Genomic DNA, 16,917 nt, shown 5'->3' with positions numbered 1-16,917 from the left:
ACCTTAAAAATGTCATTAGTTTGAAATGAAATTGTAATACTTGCCGTTTTATACATTATTAAAGAGGCTGGGACAAAACCTAGTAAGAATCAAAAAAGCGCATGAAATCAAATTTAAAACCTCGATTTCATGCGCTTGCTATTTTGGGAAAATCAGAAATTTCATTGATATCTTAACTTCTGTCCCAGCCTCCTTTTTATTGGATTAGGCTATCTCCGTTTCCGATTGTTGTTGGAAGAAGTGCTTCATTGCATAAAATACGTCCGCTTTTCTTCTTAATATAAAATAACGAAAACGGGGATCTTCAATTTTTTTGTAGGCTGTCATTAAGGTAGAGTTACGATTATATTGGTTGACTTCTCCATAACCAAACATGCTCGACAAATCCATTAATTCATTTACTAATTTCATGCATCGTTTGTTATCAGAGGTTAAATTATCACCATCGGAAATATGAAATGGATAAATATTATACCGGTCTGGGTGATATTTCGAATCAATAATATCGAGGGCTTTTTTGTAAGCAGAAGAGCAAATTGTCCCGCCACTTTCCCCTTTCGAGAAGAAATCTTCCTGGGAAACGACTTTCGCTTCTGTATGGTGAGCAACAAATTCAATATCGACCGTTTCATATTTCGTTCGTAAAAATCGGGTCATCCAGAAAAAGAAACTTCTACTCATATACTTTTCCCATGTTCCCATAGATCCTGAAGTATCCATCATTGCAATAACAACAGCTTTCGACTCCGGTTTTATTACATCATTCCACGTCTTATATCGAATGTCCTCTGGATAAATCGGGTTGAAACTAGTTGCTCCTGACATCGCATTTCGTTTAAATGCTTCAAGCATCGTCCGTTTCTTATCAATATTTCCTTGAAGACCTGTTTTACGTATATCATTGAATTCCACATCGGTTGTCACAATATTATCTTTCTCTTTTTCTTGTAAATTCGGTAATTCGAGCTGGGTGAATAACGCTTCTTCTAGTTCAGCAATAGAGACCTCTGCTTCATAGTAATCTTCACCAGCTTTGTCTCCTGGCTTATTCCCTTTCCCTGATCCTTGCTGAGGAGAGCTATCTCTTGCAATAACATCTCCTATTTCACTATCTCCTTCCCCTTGACCTACATGTTTGTTTTTATCATAGTTGTACCGAATCTTATATTCATCCAACGAACGAATTGGAATCTTCACTACGTCTTTCCCATTCGACATAATAATATTCTCTTCGGAAATTAGGTCCGGAAGTTGATTGTTAATGGCATCTTGTACTTTTTCTTGATGGCGTTGTTGATCATCATATCCTTTGCGGTGGAGGGACCAGTTTTCTTCCGAGATTACAAAACTTTCTTGACGACTCATCCTTTTCCCCTCCTTCAAATATTTTATTCTATACTATGCAGAGATTGTCATTTTGATTTAAAATTCTGATAATTAGTTCAAGTTCTTTAACCAAAATAACCGTACTCTACAAGCGAAAACCGAGCTTTATAATTAGCTCGGTTTTCTATTTTCTCTTATTATATACAGTGATACGGACGAACAGAACGATTATTTTCTTCCCGCCACCCAAAAAAGCTAGCCATCTATGAAATGGAAATGAAGAAAACAGACCCTCTGGCAAAAACCAGAGGGTCTTATTAAGTATATTAACCTTCTAATAGTAAATCATATGGATCTTCTAACATTTCTTTCACACGTACTAAGAACTGTACGGCATCTTTTCCATCTACAATACGATGGTCATAAGACAAAGCAAGATACATCATTGGGCGAACTTCAATGGAATCATCAGGCATTACCATTGCGCGCTTCTGAATGCTGTGCATGCCAAGAATACCAACTTGAGGGCTATTTAAAATTGGCGTAGAAAGCATAGAACCAAAGATACCACCATTCGTAATTGTAAACGTTCCACCTTGTAATTCATCAAGAGAAAGTTCTTTATTCTTCGCCTTCATACCAAGACGACCAATTTCTTTCTCGATACCAGCAAATCCAATCCGATCTGCGTCACGAACTACTGGCACAACTAGACCGTCTTCTGTAGAAACAGCAATGCCGATATCATAGAAATTCTTCTTAATGATCTCGTCACCTTGGATTTCTGCATTTAGTAATGGGAACTCTTTCAATGCCCCTACTACTGCACGTGTAAAGAAAGACATAAATCCAAGTTTCACATCATGCTTTTTCAAAAATTGGTCTTTGCGTTCTTTACGTAGGTTCATAATAGCTGTCATATCCACTTCATTAAACGTTGTTAACATAGCTGCGGTATGTTGCGCTTCAACAAGACGTTTTGAAATCGTTTGACGACGACGAGACATTTTAATGCGCTCTACTGGCTTGTCAAATTCCGCCTTATCCGCAACTTGTGCTTTCGGCTTCTCAGCTTTCACTGGTTTAGACTGCTCTGCTTTACCTTTTTGAGCATGAGCCTCTACATCCTCAGGGCGAATACGACCAAGTGGATCTGTCGGGTGAATATTAGCTAAATCAATGCCTAGTTCACGAGCACGCTTCCGTGTAGCTGGTGACGCTACTGAATCTTTCGTATGGTCTTTCTCTTCTTGTTGTTCAACAGCTTGCTTCAGTGTTTCTTGCTGCACTTCTTCTTTGGCAGTTGCCTGTTGATTCGTAGATGCTCCAGCTTCTCCACCTTCATCCACTTTCGCAATACAATCTCCAACTTCTACATCTTCTCCTTCTTGCTTAAGAATCTCAGCAAGAACACCATCATAATCCGAATTCACTTCCACGTTTACTTTGTCCGTTTCCAATTCAAGAATTGGATCACCTTTCTTGACAGCTTCTCCTTCTTTCACAAGCCATTCTGCAATTGTTCCCTCTGTAATAGATTCTGCAAGTTCCGGTACTTTAATTTCCTTCATTGGAATTTCCTCCTTTTGATAGCTCCAATGCTTCCTGGATGATTCTGCTTTGTTCCGTTTTATGAATGTTTGGTTCTCCTACTGCTGGAGAAGAGCGGTGTGGACGACCAATATAACTTAATACTTGTTGGTCCCCTTTTATGTTAAATAGAATTTCTTTTACAAAATTCCATCCACCCATATTTCTTGGTTCTTCCTGTACCCATACAATTTCTTCAACATTTGGATATTCTGCCAAAACAGCTTCAAGCTGCTTTGCTGGGAATGGATAAATTTGTTCTAGACGTAACACGTGTAACCAGTCTAGATTTCCATTTTCAGCACTTTCGATTGCCTCTTCTATATCAATCATTACTTTACCGCTACCTATTACAAGGCGCTTGACAGCTTCTTTGTTCTTTCCTAAACCAGGCTGTGCCAATAACGGCATAAATGTTCCTTCACTAAATTGTTCGCTGCCTGAAGCAACTCTTTGGTTACGAAGCAAACTCTTCGGTGTCATTAAGACAAGGGGACGTGCTTCATCTTTATCACCAATTGCCGCTTGACGTCGTAACAAATGGAAATATTGCGCTGATGACGTTACATTCGCCACAGTCCAATTGTGCTCCGCACTAAGCGTTAAGAATCGCTCTAAACGGGCACTAGAATGCTCTGGTCCTTGTCCTTCGTATCCATGTGGAAGCAGCAAAACAAGGCTTGACTTCTCTCCCCACTTCGCTCGTCCCGCTGAAATGAATTGATCTAAAATGACTTGACCAGCATTGGCAAAATCACCAAACTGCGCCTCCCAAATAACTAACGCTTCCGGCACTTGCACACTATATCCGTATTCAAATCCTAATACTCCTGTTTCATTAAGAGGGCTATTATGAATACTAAACGACGCTTTCGCTTCCTTTAACCCGTGCATCGGGCAATATGTCTCCCCTGTTTCTACATCATGTAAAACTACGTGACGATGGACAAATGTACCACGCTGACAGTCTTGACCAGTCATGCGAATAGGTAAACCATCAGCTAGTATGGATGCAAATGCTAGTGATTCACCGAGCCCCCAATCGACTTTATTGTCCTCTTCTAAAAGCTTAGCACGGCGTTCAAGTATTTTCTCAATCTTTTTAAATCCATTGAAGTTTTTAGGACGATGTAACAACCCTCTATTTAACTGCTTCAATTGTTCAAGAGGTATAGAAGTTTCAATATCCTCTAACGTACTTTCTACTGCAGCTGGAATGGAATCTACTTCTCGTTCTGCTGCTTCGTTTTCTTTCATGCTTTCATATATATTACGAAGTTTGTCGTGTAACTGTTGTTGATTAGTTGTAAAATCTTCTTCTGTCATTATGTTACGTTCGATTAGTTTTTCTTTGTAAATGGTCGCTACCGTTTTATGTGCATCTATATGTTGGTATAAGTGTGGCTGCGTCATGCGTGGTTCATCCATCTCATTGTGTCCAAAACGACGGTAACCGACTAAATCGATTAATATATCTTTATGGAACTTCTGACGATACTCATACGCTAATTGAGCTGCTGCGATACAAGCTTCAGGATCATCTGCATTTACGTGAATAATAGGAATTTCAAACCCTTTTGCTAAATCACTTGCATACCTAGTAGACCGTCCTTCTTCTTGTTCAGTAGTGAAGCCCAACAAGTTATTGGCGATAATATGGATTGCACCGCCTACACGATAACCTTTCAATCCACTCATATTTAACGTTTCTGCTACTACACCTTCACCAGGAAATGCTGCATCCCCGTGAATAAGAATAGAGAACGCTTTATTAGTATCTTGAGTCGCTGCCCCTCGCTCATTTCGGTCATCCTGCGCCGCTCTCGTAAATCCGCCAACTACAGGATTTACGAATTCTAAATGAGAAGGATTGTGGGCTAACGTTATTCTCGTTTTATGTGCTTCTTGACCATTTGATACTTCACGACTAGCACCAAAGTGATACTTCACATCACCTGTCCAACCATAGTTAATGCCCATTGATCCTTCTGAAGGAACTAACTCTTTATTAGGGGCATGGTGGAACTCGGAGAAAATATTCTCATATGGCTTACCAAGAATATGTGCCAATACATTCAAACGCCCACGGTGAGCCATTCCCATCATAATATCTTGCGTATGGTCTTTCGTTCCGTTTTGAACAATATGGTTCACAAGTGGCACCATAACATCTAAACCTTCTATTGAGAAACGTTTCTGTGCTACGAACGTTTTAGCAAGAAATTGTTCAAAACCTTCAACTTCTGCTAATTGTTGTAGAAGCTCTTTTTGTTGTTGTTCATCTAAAGCAACGTAATAACTTCCTGTTTCAATTTTATTCTGTATCCAATCGCGTTCCGTTTCATCGTGAACATGATCGACTTCAAATGAAATCTTACCTGCATAGCGTTTTTTTAATTCTTCTACTACTTGAAGACCATTTTGCACATGAGCAGGTGCATGCTCCCAAATCCAATTTGCTTGAATAGACTGTAAATCTTGCTCTGTTAATCCATATGCTCTTGGTTCAAGTGAAGGTGTATATCTTTCCCTGTCTGGTGAAATAGCATAAATATCTGCTATTAAGTGACCTTCACGTCGAATAGCCTCAACTAACTTCATAGCTGAGGTTATCTTCTTAATATCCCCAGATGTTGTCTCATGTTGTGTAGGTTGTACTTCGCCTTTATGTAACCAGTCTGGAGCGCCGTATGTTTCAAACACTTGTTTCAATGAATCATCAACCGATGAAGCATCTTGTAAAAATAATTCATACTGCTCCTCCAAATACCCCATATTTGGACCGTGAAACTTACTCCAAATATTTACGTTAGAACCACCATTCATATTCGACACGATTTACTACCTCCAATAGAAGTTCGCTTTCTTTAAGTAACCGTTTGCAAACCTATTTACTATTATAATTTTTTTCCTTTTCTCACTTCAACTACTTTACCATAGATTTTTAAAAAAGTACGCATTTTTAAATGATCTACAATAGAAATACTAAATTATCTAACAATTCCAACGTTTTTGAATTTAGTAACATTTTTGTATAGACTACCTAGAAAAAAGCACAAAATACAGACTAAGCTGTAATTTGTACTTTTCCCAAGCATTATTTATTCTTCATCTTCTTTCACTGTATAAGCTCTTCCAAACAACTCCATTTGACTGTCTATCTCCTTATCATTTCCGGCTTTCTTAACGTAATGATAAACACCAAATTCGTCTTGAACCCTTGCTTTCATATTGTCATGGAGCATAATTTGAAGTATATCTATCAATCTTTCTTTAATCGTAACATCTTTGATTGGAAAAAGTAATTCTACACGCTTTTCCATATTTCTTGTCATCATATCCGCCGAAGAAAGAAACATTTTTCCATCTCCATTGTTGTGGAAATAATAAATGCGACTATGCTCAAGAAATCGTCCGACAATGCTCAACACTCGAATGTTCTCACTAATGCCTTCCACACCTGGTCGTAAACAGCAAATTCCACGTACAATTAAATCAATTTGTACTCCAGCACAGGAAGCTTCGTACATTTTCATAATCAATTCTTTATCCGTTAAAGAATTCATTTTAAAAATAATTTTTCCGTTGCCATGAGTGCGATGACTCTCAATTTCTAAATCGATATACTGGATAAAGTCTTTCTTAATATCGAATGGTGCCATAGAAATATGATGATAAGAAGGTCTTTCTGTATAACCACTCAAGTAATTAAAAAAGTTCGTCGCATCAATGCCAAATTCACGCTCAGATGTAATGATCCCCATATCCGTATATATCTTCGCTGTCTGATCGTTATAATTACCTGTTCCTAGATGAACAAATCGCTCAATTTGATGCTTTTTTCGACGGACTACAAGGGTTATCTTGCTATGCGTTTTTAAATAGGTCATACCATAAATCACATGGCAGCCTGCTTTCTCCAGCTCTTTCGCCCATTGTACGTTATTTTCCTCATCAAAGCGAGCTTTTAACTCAACGAGCACCGTTACTTGCTTTCCTTTTTCCGCTGCTCTCTTTAATCCTTCAATAACAGGCGAGTCCCCACTTACACGGTACAAAGTCTGTTTAATTGCGAGCACATCAGGGTCATCGGCTGCATCCGATACAAAATCTACTACCGGTTGGAATGATTCATACGGATGATGTAAAAATAAATCACGTTCCGTAGCCAAATCAAATAAATCTTCTGAGGAACCAATATCTCTTGCAGGCTGCGGAATCAATGCTTCATAGACTAAATGCTCTCGGTGTGGCTCTAATGCTTTATGGAATCCAAATAAAAACGTCATATCTAATGGAGCATCAATTTCATAAACATCTTTACGGTGAATCTCAAGAGCAGATAATAGGAAATTCAACATATTTGGGTCGTATTGGCCATGTTTAATTTCTAAACGAACAGCCGCTCCCCATTTACGCTTCTTCAGCTCCTTTTCAATCTCTTTCAACAAGTCACGTGCGCCTTCTTCATGAATGGTCATGTCTGCATTACGAGTAATACGAAATTCCGTAACAGATTTCACTTTATACCCTCTAAATAATTTATAAATATAATAACTAATAAGATCTTCAAGCATGATGAAACGTTTCGTATAGGAATCTTCATCCTTAACTTCAATAAATCTACCTAAAACAGCCGGCACTTGAACGATTGCCGTTTTTATTTCTGTGTCATCCTTATCACGTTCATCTTCTAACAACACCGCTAGATTAATACTTTTGTTAGATAGCATCGGGAACGGTCGATAAGCGTCAACCGCCATCGGAGTTAATACAGGGAATATTTGATTATCAAAGTATGCTTCCATTTCAGTTTGCTTTTCTTCATCTAAATCCTTGATAGTAACAAATTGAATACTCTCCTCTTCTAACATCGGGAGAAGAACATGTTTATATGTAGATGTTTGCATGTCCACTAGCTTATGATTTTTTTCTGCGATAGCAGACAATTGTTCTTTTGGGGTTAAACCCGCTTTATTTTCAGGTTTATTGAATCCAGCCTCCACTTGATCTTTCAACCCTGCCACACGAACCATAAAAAATTCATCCAAATTCGAGCTGAAAATCGCCAAGAATTTACAGCGTTCTAACAAAGGGTTGCGCTTATCTAAGGCTTCTTGCAATACACGCTCGTTAAATGCGAGCCAACTAAGCTCACGATTATTATAATATTGAGGACTTGCTAAATCTTTTGCCTGGCTCATATGGTTCCTCCTTACCTCTTTACAACATATTCATTAGGACATACTAATTCAATATTATACTACAACATAAATATTAAAAAAATGTAAATTTCAAATCAATATTATTAAGAAGTAGCTATTGTTTAAGAGACGTTGCGCCACTATCATTACTGTAATGAAAACGAACAGTAACCGCCATGTGCAGAGCTTTTTCTAAGTGTTTCTTTTGCTTCTCTACTTGATATTCCTCTGGCATCCATTCTTGATCACAGAATGCATCTATAATCAATTCATCATCCCGCATACAAACATGAATATCCTTTACAATGTTACGACGAGTTGAATCAAAGCAATACGCTAGTTTTAATAACGCCCCAATCACGCAAAGTTTTTTCTTCTCTTCTTTCACAAACCAATGCTTAAATGGGTCGACGTATTGTTTAAACGTTTGCTTGCTTTTATAAGAAGCTACAAGAGCCACTTTTAACCGTTCTGGATGCAATAATCCATCAATTGTTCGATTCGCTAATAGATAAAACGTATGTTGAGAGGATGATTCAGAATCAATATATTCCCCTAAATTAAACACAAATGCTCCTCGTTTTAATAATTCATAATCGGATTTCATCACGTAGCCAACCCCATGATGGCGCAATTCATTAAATATTTGTGTCGCAATAGTCGTTACTTGATGAACATGTTTATAATCAATGTTAAAATCAACCGCTAACTCATTAAAACTCTCTTCTCGCACATTAGGAAACATTGCAATGCCAAAATTACTCGTAATTTGTTCATAAAATACACCGTCACGTAATCCTTTTCGGCTTAAAATGAATGAAGTAGCGTCCATATGTTCATATAGAGATTGAAAGACTTCTATCGCCGGTAAAATGATGTCTGCTCGATCTTTCGTTAAACCTTCTACTTTTTGTAACTTTTTAAACGATAGTGTCATTAAATAATTCTTGATAAACGCGATATCATTCTCATAAATACGATATTGATGTAACCCTGCTAACGGATAGCTTTTTAAGGCTTGGTCAACTTGTATCATGTTACGAGCACTCCCACCAATACCAATTAAAGGAACGCGGTGCCCTTTCAACCATGATAAAGTAGAGAATTGTTCACGAAGGTACCCTTTCATTTGGTGCATTTCCTTATCTGTTGGAACATCTTTCTTTACAAACATTTGCTTTAAGTTTAGCGCTCCAAATGGGAAGCTGTGGGAATATTTCAATTCTCGATTCTCAAAATAGGTGACCTCTGTACTTCCACCACCAATATCGACGGTTATCCCATTCTGAATATCAGTAGAGTTAACCACTGCTAAATAGCCATAATACGCTTCTTCATCCTCTGATAGGATTTGTGTCTTATAGCCCGTTTCCGCTTCTAAACGATTTGCTATTTCCGCTTGGTTCTTCGCTTGTCGAATCGTTGCCGTTGCGACACATAATATTTGATTTAGTTCATACGTATTGGTTACTTCTTTAAAGCTACGTACTATATTAATTAGCTTATGGATACCTTCTTCTGAGAGGTACTGATCATCGTCTAAATAATTTCGAAGACGCGCAACTGCTTTCACGTTTTCTATTTCTTTAAAACGCCCGCTCTTTTCTCTCACATAGATGACAAGTCGAACTGTATTCGATCCTATATCGATGATGGCATAATTTTCTTCATTCAAAGTGAACACACCTTTTTCGGTTCGTATTGGGAACATAAACTCATGTTGAATTGGCTACATTATAGCATAAGATTGATTCTTTTTTGATAAGACATAGAAAAAGCGATCAAGCTTTTATTAAAATGTGTGCGAAACCAGTTGATTCTGGAAAAGTGACTCTTTTTAAATCGAAAAAAATATTTGTATCTAGGACTAAAAATGGTGTTACAGTGAAAGTAAGTGGTACAATTAATGATGATATTCAAAATGTTATCAATCAAAGTTTTGGAGCTTCTAACTTAAAAACTAGTACAACAAAAGGTGCTAGCAAAGTATCATCTGTAAAAACAAGAGTTCATCTTAATGCTTATGGGTTAGTAGGAAGTGGAGGAATAGGCAAAGTGTATTCTGTAGCTTTATCAACTTCTGGAAAAAATAGTACATTGAATGGAACTAAGAAATACACTGAAGTTGTTGCTTATGCCCCAACATGGGCCACTGCTACTGTTAAGCATTCTGGTGGTACTTTTACTGTTAATCCAAAATAAAAAAGTAAAGGGGAACTATTATGTTAAGTAGTTTTGGAGTTCCGGGTCTTATTATTACTGTTATGGCCATAACGGGATTAGTCTTCTTGCTTAAAAGGATATTTAAAAAAAATAATCAAAGTGTTATTGATCAAAAAGAGTAGCTCTGATTTTAATGAGTTACTCTTTTTTTGTTCGTTATTCATGTGCGACCAATATGATGTTGTGTAAGGTAATAAAAACGTGGTGGTTGTCAATGTCTTGTAGCGATAGTGGAAAGGCATTGACAACCTTACTGCCCCCAAACCCTCTTGACATTGAAACAAACCTGCGTTTAAAAAGAGAGCACTAAACGGTTGAGAGTACGGAAAAGATGGCTTGCGATGTTCGTTTGTCCCTCATTCACTTGAGTTATAGAAATGCGAGTAAATCTTTTTTTCTCCTTCAAGATTTAGTGATAACTCGGAAACGCTAATCCTTTATTTAAAAATAATTGTTGTCATTAATCAATGAAACTAATCCTTTAGCTTGGCTAGTAAATATAAGAAGTATGGTGAGCCAATCACGGCTACTACGATACCAGCAGGAATTTCAGAGGGCTGCATAATCCCCCGACCGATCGTATCAGCAACAAGTAACAATAGTGCACCTACTATAGCCGAAATTGGAATTACATATTCATGCTTATTACCTACCAAGCGTCTAGTTAAGTGAGGAGCAATCAAACCGACAAATCCAATACCACCACTTATAGAGACGCTGGCAGCAGCTATTCCAACAGCTGCTGCTAACAACAACCGTCTTTCTTTCTCCAAATCAGCTCCGAGACCAATTGCAGTTTCATCTCCCAGATTTAAAATGTTAAGGATATAAATTTCGAATAGACAAATGGGATTAAAATAATGAACCATGGTAATATAGCAAGTACAAATTCCCAATTAGACCCCCAAATACTTCCGGCCAACCAAGTTGCTAAAAATTGATATTTATCAGGATCAAGCTTTAGCGTCAAGACGATCATAAGTGCATTCATGCCCGCTGCAATTCCCACTCCTGTTAAAATGAGGCGAATCGGTGATATACCTTCCTTTCGTTTATAGGCGAGTAAGTAAATAGCAATCGCTGCACCTCCAGCACCCACAAAAGCTAGAATTGGCATCATAAACACAGAAGCAGCTGTCGTTGTCGAAAAGAACGAAATGAATAACATAACAGCTAATCCAGCTCCTGCATTAATACCAATAATACCAGGATCAGCTAGAGGGTTGCGAACGATTCCTTGAAGTACCGTTCCCGATACCGCCAATCCCATTCCAACTAATAACGCAATGACCATACGGGGCAAACGAAAATTAAATAAAATTAATGCTTGCTTGTCTGTACCTTGACCAAATAATGTCATGATAACTTCTTTAGGAGTCAGGCGGATATGACCAGTATTTAAACTAATGAAAAAAGATATACTAATGAATAGAATAAGCGTTAAAGCAACCAATCTCACTTGTTTTTCTTTTTTTGTTCGACTTTCCTCTTTCCATTTTTCCCTTGTCATATTCCCTTTCCTCCCTTTTTCACTAAATATAAGAAGAAAGGTACACCTAAAAGAGCGATTAATGCGCCAATTGGTATTTCATAGGGACGATTGATCGTACGCGCCGCTAAATCAGCTAAAACAACCAGTATGGCTCCTAACACAGCAGAAGATGGGATAATCCAGCGATAATCATAGCCCACTAGACGACGTGTGATATGCGGGACAATCAATCCAACAAAACTAACGGCCCCTACTACAGATACAGCTGCCCCCGCTAAAATAAGGATAATAATTGCGCTTAGTAGCTTTACACGCCCTGTTTTCTCGCCAAGACCAACGGCGACCTCTTCTCCTAGACTTAACATCGTTATCGATTGTGACAGCATCAATGCCCCTACAAATCCTATCAATAACCATGGCACTATTACCTCTAAATGACTCCATTTAACCCCAGAAACGCCACCTGCATACCAGAAAGCTATATCTTGTCCAACTTCGTAATAGAGGACAATCCCTTCGCTTAGAGCACTTAATAGCGCACTGACTGCCGCTCCAGCTAGTACTAAACGTATTGGGGTTAGTCCGTTTTTGGATAATGATCCAATACCGTAAACAATCCCCGCCCCTAACGCAGCTCCTAAAAAAGAAAATAGGATTAAATAGATATATGGCATACTAGGAAAAACAACAAAACATACCGCTAGCATAAAAACAGCACCTGCATTTAAGCCAAGCAAACCAGAATCAGCCAAAGGGTTGCGCGTCATCCCTTGCATTAATGCCCCTGATATGGCAAAGCAACTACCAACTATAGCTGCTCCAATGACACGTGGAAGGCGAAGTTCCCAAATAATTTGATGTTCCTGCAAATCGGGATTGAATTGAAGTATTGCTTTCCAAACCGTTTTTAAGTCTATATCTGCAGTTCCTAACGATATCGACAACATAAGGGAAAATAATAGAATGAACGACCCACCCACTACAATCCATATTGCCATAATTGGACGTGCCGTTTCGTTTACCTTTCTTAATTGTTCATTTGATGATACCATTTGTTTATTCCTTTCTCCTATATCAGAATCCATACACGAATTAACTTCGTTGAATATCCATCATCTATTTCACATACTCCTAAATCCTGCGTACAAATCACCTTTCTTTTCCTGAAATGCAATAGATGGTAATGTTAATAAAACGGAAACGACGAATCCCTACCATTACATTCGCACGTCCGTTTAATTAATAGTGCGTCGTTTCATTCAACAAACTTATCCCATGATATTCGTTTTTCTTCAGGTAGAATTCACTTCAGATTCTACCTTTCTAGTGATGAAGAAATTCCTTTTCGGTGGACTTTTATGATCCAGTACCTATGTATTACACATAGCAAAAACAGTTCATAAGAGATTTACTCCAATGAACTGTTTGGTATTCCTATCCTGGCAGTGAAAGGTTTGTGTCATTGATAAAACGCCAGTGGTTAGATGAACTTTATTCTTGATTATCATTTAGAATGAGGTCTCTAATAGGAGATTTTCCAATTATCATTGGCTTGTAATAGTATCGCCAGTGTTACCTTCACGTTTAGGCTCCATCAACATAATATTGGACTCCCTTTTGGCGAAAGGTTTATGTTCAACTCCTCCCGGGACAATAAACATTTCACCTTTCGAAATCTTTACCTGCCCATCGCGAAAATCAATAAACATCTCCCCTTCAAGCACGATAAATACCTTATCATCACCTTGATGATTGTGCCACATAAAGTCCCCATCAATTTTAACGAGCTTAAATTGATAGTCATTTATTTCACCAATAACTTTCGGAGACCAATAATCATTCATTTTATATAGTTCTTCCTTTAGTTTAATAGCTTGATAATGGATAATAAGCCCTCCTTGTTTTTAACTACCTTTATATCATGACAGGATTTTGCTTCAAATAGTATTCACTCGTAAGTCTCCGTTCATTTTTTAAAAATACGCAAACGGAAACTTATCATTCATATGTTATACAAAGAAGTCGATGTAGTTCTTCTTGACTTCTTAGGACTCACTAAAGGCATTTAACATATGGTGTAGAGCATATTCCGTAGCCAATGGCCCCCCTGTTATAGCGGAAGAATCCATTAAATAGACATTGCCTTTCTTAACTGCATTTAAATCGTTCCATACATTGCTTCCTTCTAACTCACTCATCAATTTTTCCTCTTTTGTTATATCACCTATAAGAAAAATATGGTCTGCTTGAACAGTTGAAATTCCTTCAAACGAAGTAAATTCATTATTAGCACCTTTAAATGTATCATCTGGTGTAAGTCCCAGTCCCTTTTCTTTATCAAACGCAAGTGTATAGACAGGATTCCCTTCCCCTAACACATTGAACGTCTTTCCGTCCCAGGACAATATAAGTGCTACCGTCTCTCCTTCAATCGAAGTTAATGCATCACGACCTTTGGTGATTTCTTTCATCATTTTATCAATTACTTTTTCTGCTTCTTCTTCTTTCCCGATAATCTCAGCTACTGTACGAAGTCCATATTGCCAATCCTCATAGACGTCCTCAGATTTTAACGTAATAACCGGGGCGATTTTTTCTAGTGAATCATACATTTCTTCATGATGTTCCGTTGCTAAAATATAATCGGGTTCAGTAGAAAGAATTTTCTCGATATTAGGTGATAATTTATCTCCTAATTCTTCAGCTGAATCTAGCTTTCCTTTTAAATATGATAAAGAAGATAGATACTCTTTTTCAGTAGTAGCTACAGGTTGCTCACCTAGTGCAGCTAATATTTCAGGATAAAAGTACCAGATTGAAGCCAATTTTTCTGGCTGTTTCTCAATAACTATTTCTTTATCGAATGCATCTTTAAATGTTCTTGGCCATTCAGTTGCATCTATATTATTTGCTGCTGAAGACGTATCTTCTTTAGTCGATACCTTATTGTCAGCAGGTGTTTCATTACAGCCTGCCAATATACCAACTAATAATAGCAAGGTAACTAGCAGCCCTTTCAACTGTTGCATATGAAGCTCCTCCAATACCATGTTATCTATTGCTTGTCGCTAGTATAGCAAAGGCATTTTTAGATTAGAATGGATGCTTGTTGAAGTTAGCATGGATTATTGATGAACTTCTCGATAATCAGTAGGAGAAACACCAAATTGTTTCTTGAACACCCTACTAAAATAAAAGGGGTCCGTAAATCCAACAGTTTGGGCAATTTGTTGTACAGGTACACTACTTGTATATAGCATTTCTTGCGCTCTGTTTAAACGATATTTCAATACATATTCTGCTGGTCCCATACCTGCATGCCTTCGAAATACGTAAGAAAGTCGATTTCGGTTGACATTGTTTTGTTCTGCAAGTGAGGCTATTGTGTGGCTTTCATAATAGTATTCATGAATATAATTAGATACTCGTTCAAATAAAGCATGTGATTCACAGCTATTCTGCCTATTAACACATAAAAAACTTTCATTTAATGCATCTCGAAACAACATTTCGGTCTGAAACTTTGATATACCACCTGGCTGATTATACACATGCCAAAGACGCATAATTAATTCAGTAAGGCGCGGAGATTGTCCTGTTGATAATTCAAAATGCTGATGAGAAAAGCCTGTTTCTTCTGGTTCTGAGTTACACAATCGATATAAAACCAGAATGTATTCCCAGTTCGTTTTGGCAAACATTTTATGAGATAGATTCATGTTTGCGCCACCATGCACAACTTTTCCTGGAGAAAGGATATAAGGATTTCCATTAAATGAAAATTGTATTTTTCCTGAAAGCGGAAACACAAATCCAGGAAACGAATCTGTATAGTCAGCGTTAGGCACACCTGGATCTTTAGCATATCGATAGATGCCTTTCACTTGAAAAGGGACGTGTGCAAAATGCTCTGCCAACTGATTAACGTTAAAATTCACATTACATACCTCACTTCAATAATAGTTTGTAAATGCTTCTACACTAGATTTTTCTAATAAACTATTATTTATATCAATTACAATAATAATGATTATCATTATCATGCTAATGAGGTTTTACCTTTTTGTCAATAAAACACGAACGGACTATTTCATATTCTGTAATCGAGAACGTAATAATTGGAAGATTCTACAGAAGGAGCATGTTCGTTATGTGTATAGTTGCCGTTATGGTGAAAAACTCGAAATGAAAACACCTCTTTTACCAGGTAGTCCCTACTGTCGTTGCTTATACCATAGCACGTGCGGAATAATCTATTAATCCTTTCGTAATTGAAATAATTAAATGTCAATAGTTCAAAAGCCAGACTTAAGGCGTTCGTATAAGGGAAACAGTAAAACGAAATGATCTAAATCCTTTTAACCACCTTGGAGAGCAGGCGGGCAAAACGTTAATAATATCAGAAATATCGCAATATTTTATACAAATTTCGTACCCCTTTTCCCATTATAAACAGCACAACTAAAACGCTCAGAAAATCTTCTGAGCGTTTTTTTAACGTGATATTTAATTTTCTGCTTCACCCGTTACTTAACTTATCTTTTAACCTTTTTACTTCCTTCTCTAAGACATTTTATGAATTCGTGAGGAGTTTGTAGTAACCGGCGCCTATCGGCACGCCTTTTCGTTACTCTCTTTTTCTTCGCTATCGCTGCGAAAACTCCTTGACCTCACGCCACCAACATCGGGTGTCATGAGGTCAAGGAGATCGAGAGGAAAAAGACGTGCCTGGGCGCCGGTTTTAAATGTTTAGAATTATATATGCTTTTAAACAAGTCATGAAAATGAAGGGTTTTTTGTAGAACTTATTAATTAAAAAAAGGAGGTTAAATTAAAAATGAAAAAGTTTAATTTACTAATATTGTTAGGGTTGTTTATGTTTTTAATGCCGACTATTATTAGTGCAGAAGAGCAGCCAGAAAAGGTTTTAAAAGTAAAAAATAGGTATGAAACTCCTTTTGAAGATGTAATTTTAAAAGAGTCTAACGGAGAAGAGCGTGTAATCATTACTGGAACAAAAGAGACTAAAATGATACCATTGGGTTTGATCCCTCTAAATTAGAAGGTAATGGGGAAATTTCA

10 protein-coding genes and 2 pseudogenes are annotated in these 16,917 nt (G+C 37.5%); 2 read left to right on the top strand and 10 right to left on the bottom strand.

Annotation, left to right across the window (positions count from 1 at the left end; all coding sequences use genetic code 11):
• Window positions 1–204 precede the first annotated feature (204 nt).
• From yhbH to ppx, 5 genes are all read right to left on the bottom strand, one after another.
• The gene (yhbH, locus tag N784_RS06555) at window positions 205–1,365 is read right to left on the bottom strand and encodes a sporulation protein YhbH (protein WP_036833487.1); all 1,161 of its coding nucleotides are present in this window, start codon (window positions 1,363–1,365) and stop codon (window positions 205–207) included.
• A 287-nt stretch (window positions 1,366–1,652) separates the two neighbouring features.
• Window positions 1,653–2,897: a 2-oxoglutarate dehydrogenase complex dihydrolipoyllysine-residue succinyltransferase gene (gene odhB / locus N784_RS06550; RefSeq protein WP_036833485.1), complete on the bottom strand. Its 1,245-nt coding sequence runs from the start codon at window positions 2,895–2,897 to the stop codon at window positions 1,653–1,655.
• The gene (locus tag N784_RS06545) at window positions 2,884–5,742 is read right to left on the bottom strand and encodes a 2-oxoglutarate dehydrogenase E1 component (protein ID WP_036833590.1); all 2,859 of its coding nucleotides are present in this window, start codon (window positions 5,740–5,742) and stop codon (window positions 2,884–2,886) included. The genes odhB and N784_RS06545 overlap by 14 nt, the downstream gene beginning before the upstream one ends.
• A 275-nt stretch (window positions 5,743–6,017) precedes the next feature.
• A complete protein-coding gene (locus N784_RS06540) occupies window positions 6,018–8,120 on the bottom strand; it encodes an RNA degradosome polyphosphate kinase (RefSeq protein ID WP_036833482.1) in 2,103 nt (700 codons plus the stop codon).
• Between the two features lie 115 nt (window positions 8,121–8,235).
• Complete coding sequence (gene ppx / locus N784_RS06535; protein WP_232305982.1) at window positions 8,236–9,795, bottom strand: exopolyphosphatase; 1,560 nt, start codon at window positions 9,793–9,795, stop codon at window positions 8,236–8,238.
• An 83-nt stretch (window positions 9,796–9,878) separates the two neighbouring features.
• On the opposite strand from ppx, the gene N784_RS06530 reads away from it, so the two are divergent.
• Window positions 9,879–10,322, top strand: coding sequence for a hypothetical protein (locus N784_RS06530; RefSeq protein WP_052127168.1), 444 nt, complete (start codon window positions 9,879–9,881; stop codon window positions 10,320–10,322).
• A gap of 494 nt (window positions 10,323–10,816) precedes the next feature.
• On the opposite strand, the pseudogene N784_RS06525 reads toward N784_RS06530, so the two are convergent.
• The 5 genes and pseudogenes from N784_RS06525 to N784_RS06505 all read right to left on the bottom strand — a co-directional run bounded on the left by N784_RS06525 (window position 10,817) and on the right by N784_RS06505 (window position 15,773).
• A pseudogene (locus N784_RS06525) lies at window positions 10,817–11,853 on the bottom strand (FecCD family ABC transporter permease).
• A complete protein-coding gene (locus N784_RS06520; RefSeq protein ID WP_036833480.1) occupies window positions 11,850–12,887 on the bottom strand; it encodes a FecCD family ABC transporter permease in 1,038 nt (345 codons plus the stop codon). The pseudogene N784_RS06525 and the gene N784_RS06520 overlap by 4 nt, the downstream one beginning before the upstream one ends.
• A 492-nt stretch (window positions 12,888–13,379) precedes the next feature.
• Window positions 13,380–13,721 carry a cupin domain-containing protein gene (locus tag N784_RS06515; protein WP_036833478.1) on the bottom strand — a complete coding sequence of 114 codons (342 nt, stop codon included), beginning with the start codon at window positions 13,719–13,721 and terminating at the stop codon, window positions 13,380–13,382.
• A gap of 159 nt (window positions 13,722–13,880) precedes the next feature.
• A complete protein-coding gene (locus tag N784_RS06510; RefSeq protein WP_036833477.1) occupies window positions 13,881–14,864 on the bottom strand; it encodes an iron-siderophore ABC transporter substrate-binding protein in 984 nt (327 codons plus the stop codon).
• Window positions 14,865–14,950: 86 nt separating this feature from the next.
• Window positions 14,951–15,773 (bottom strand): annotated as a pseudogene (locus N784_RS06505) (helix-turn-helix transcriptional regulator).
• A gap of 899 nt (window positions 15,774–16,672) precedes the next feature.
• On the opposite strand from N784_RS06505, the gene N784_RS06500 reads away from it, so the two are divergent.
• On the top strand, window positions 16,673–16,897 hold the full coding sequence (locus tag N784_RS06500) for a hypothetical protein (RefSeq protein WP_036833475.1): 225 nt from the start codon (window positions 16,673–16,675) through the stop codon (window positions 16,895–16,897).
• Window positions 16,898–16,917 lie beyond the last annotated feature (20 nt).

This window comes from Pontibacillus litoralis JSM 072002 (assembly GCF_000775615.1).
In the GTDB taxonomy this organism is placed as follows: domain Bacteria; phylum Bacillota; class Bacilli; order Bacillales; family BH030062; genus Pontibacillus; species Pontibacillus litoralis.
The sequence above is the reverse complement of the archived record's forward strand: the minus strand, read 5'-3'. Positions and strand labels throughout refer to the sequence as shown.

Excerpts from the sequence above, each read along its gene's own strand:
- yhbH (WP_036833487.1), bottom strand. The coding sequence starts at position 1,365 with ATGAGTCGTCAAGAAAGTTTTGTAATCTCGGAAGAAAACTGGTCCCTC.
- odhB (WP_036833485.1), bottom strand. The coding sequence starts at position 2,897 with ATGAAGGAAATTAAAGTACCGGAACTTGCAGAATCTATTACAGAGGGA.
- N784_RS06545 (WP_036833590.1), bottom strand. The coding sequence starts at position 5,742 with ATGAATGGTGGTTCTAACGTAAATATTTGGAGTAAGTTTCACGGTCCA.
- N784_RS06540 (WP_036833482.1), bottom strand. The coding sequence starts at position 8,120 with ATGAGCCAGGCAAAAGATTTAGCAAGTCCTCAATATTATAATAATCGT.
- N784_RS06520 (WP_036833480.1), bottom strand. The coding sequence starts at position 12,887 with ATGGTATCATCAAATGAACAATTAAGAAAGGTAAACGAAACGGCACGT.
- N784_RS06510 (WP_036833477.1), bottom strand. The coding sequence starts at position 14,864 with ATGCAACAGTTGAAAGGGCTGCTAGTTACCTTGCTATTATTAGTTGGT.
- N784_RS06500 (WP_036833475.1), top strand. The coding sequence starts at position 16,673 with ATGAAAAAGTTTAATTTACTAATATTGTTAGGGTTGTTTATGTTTTTA.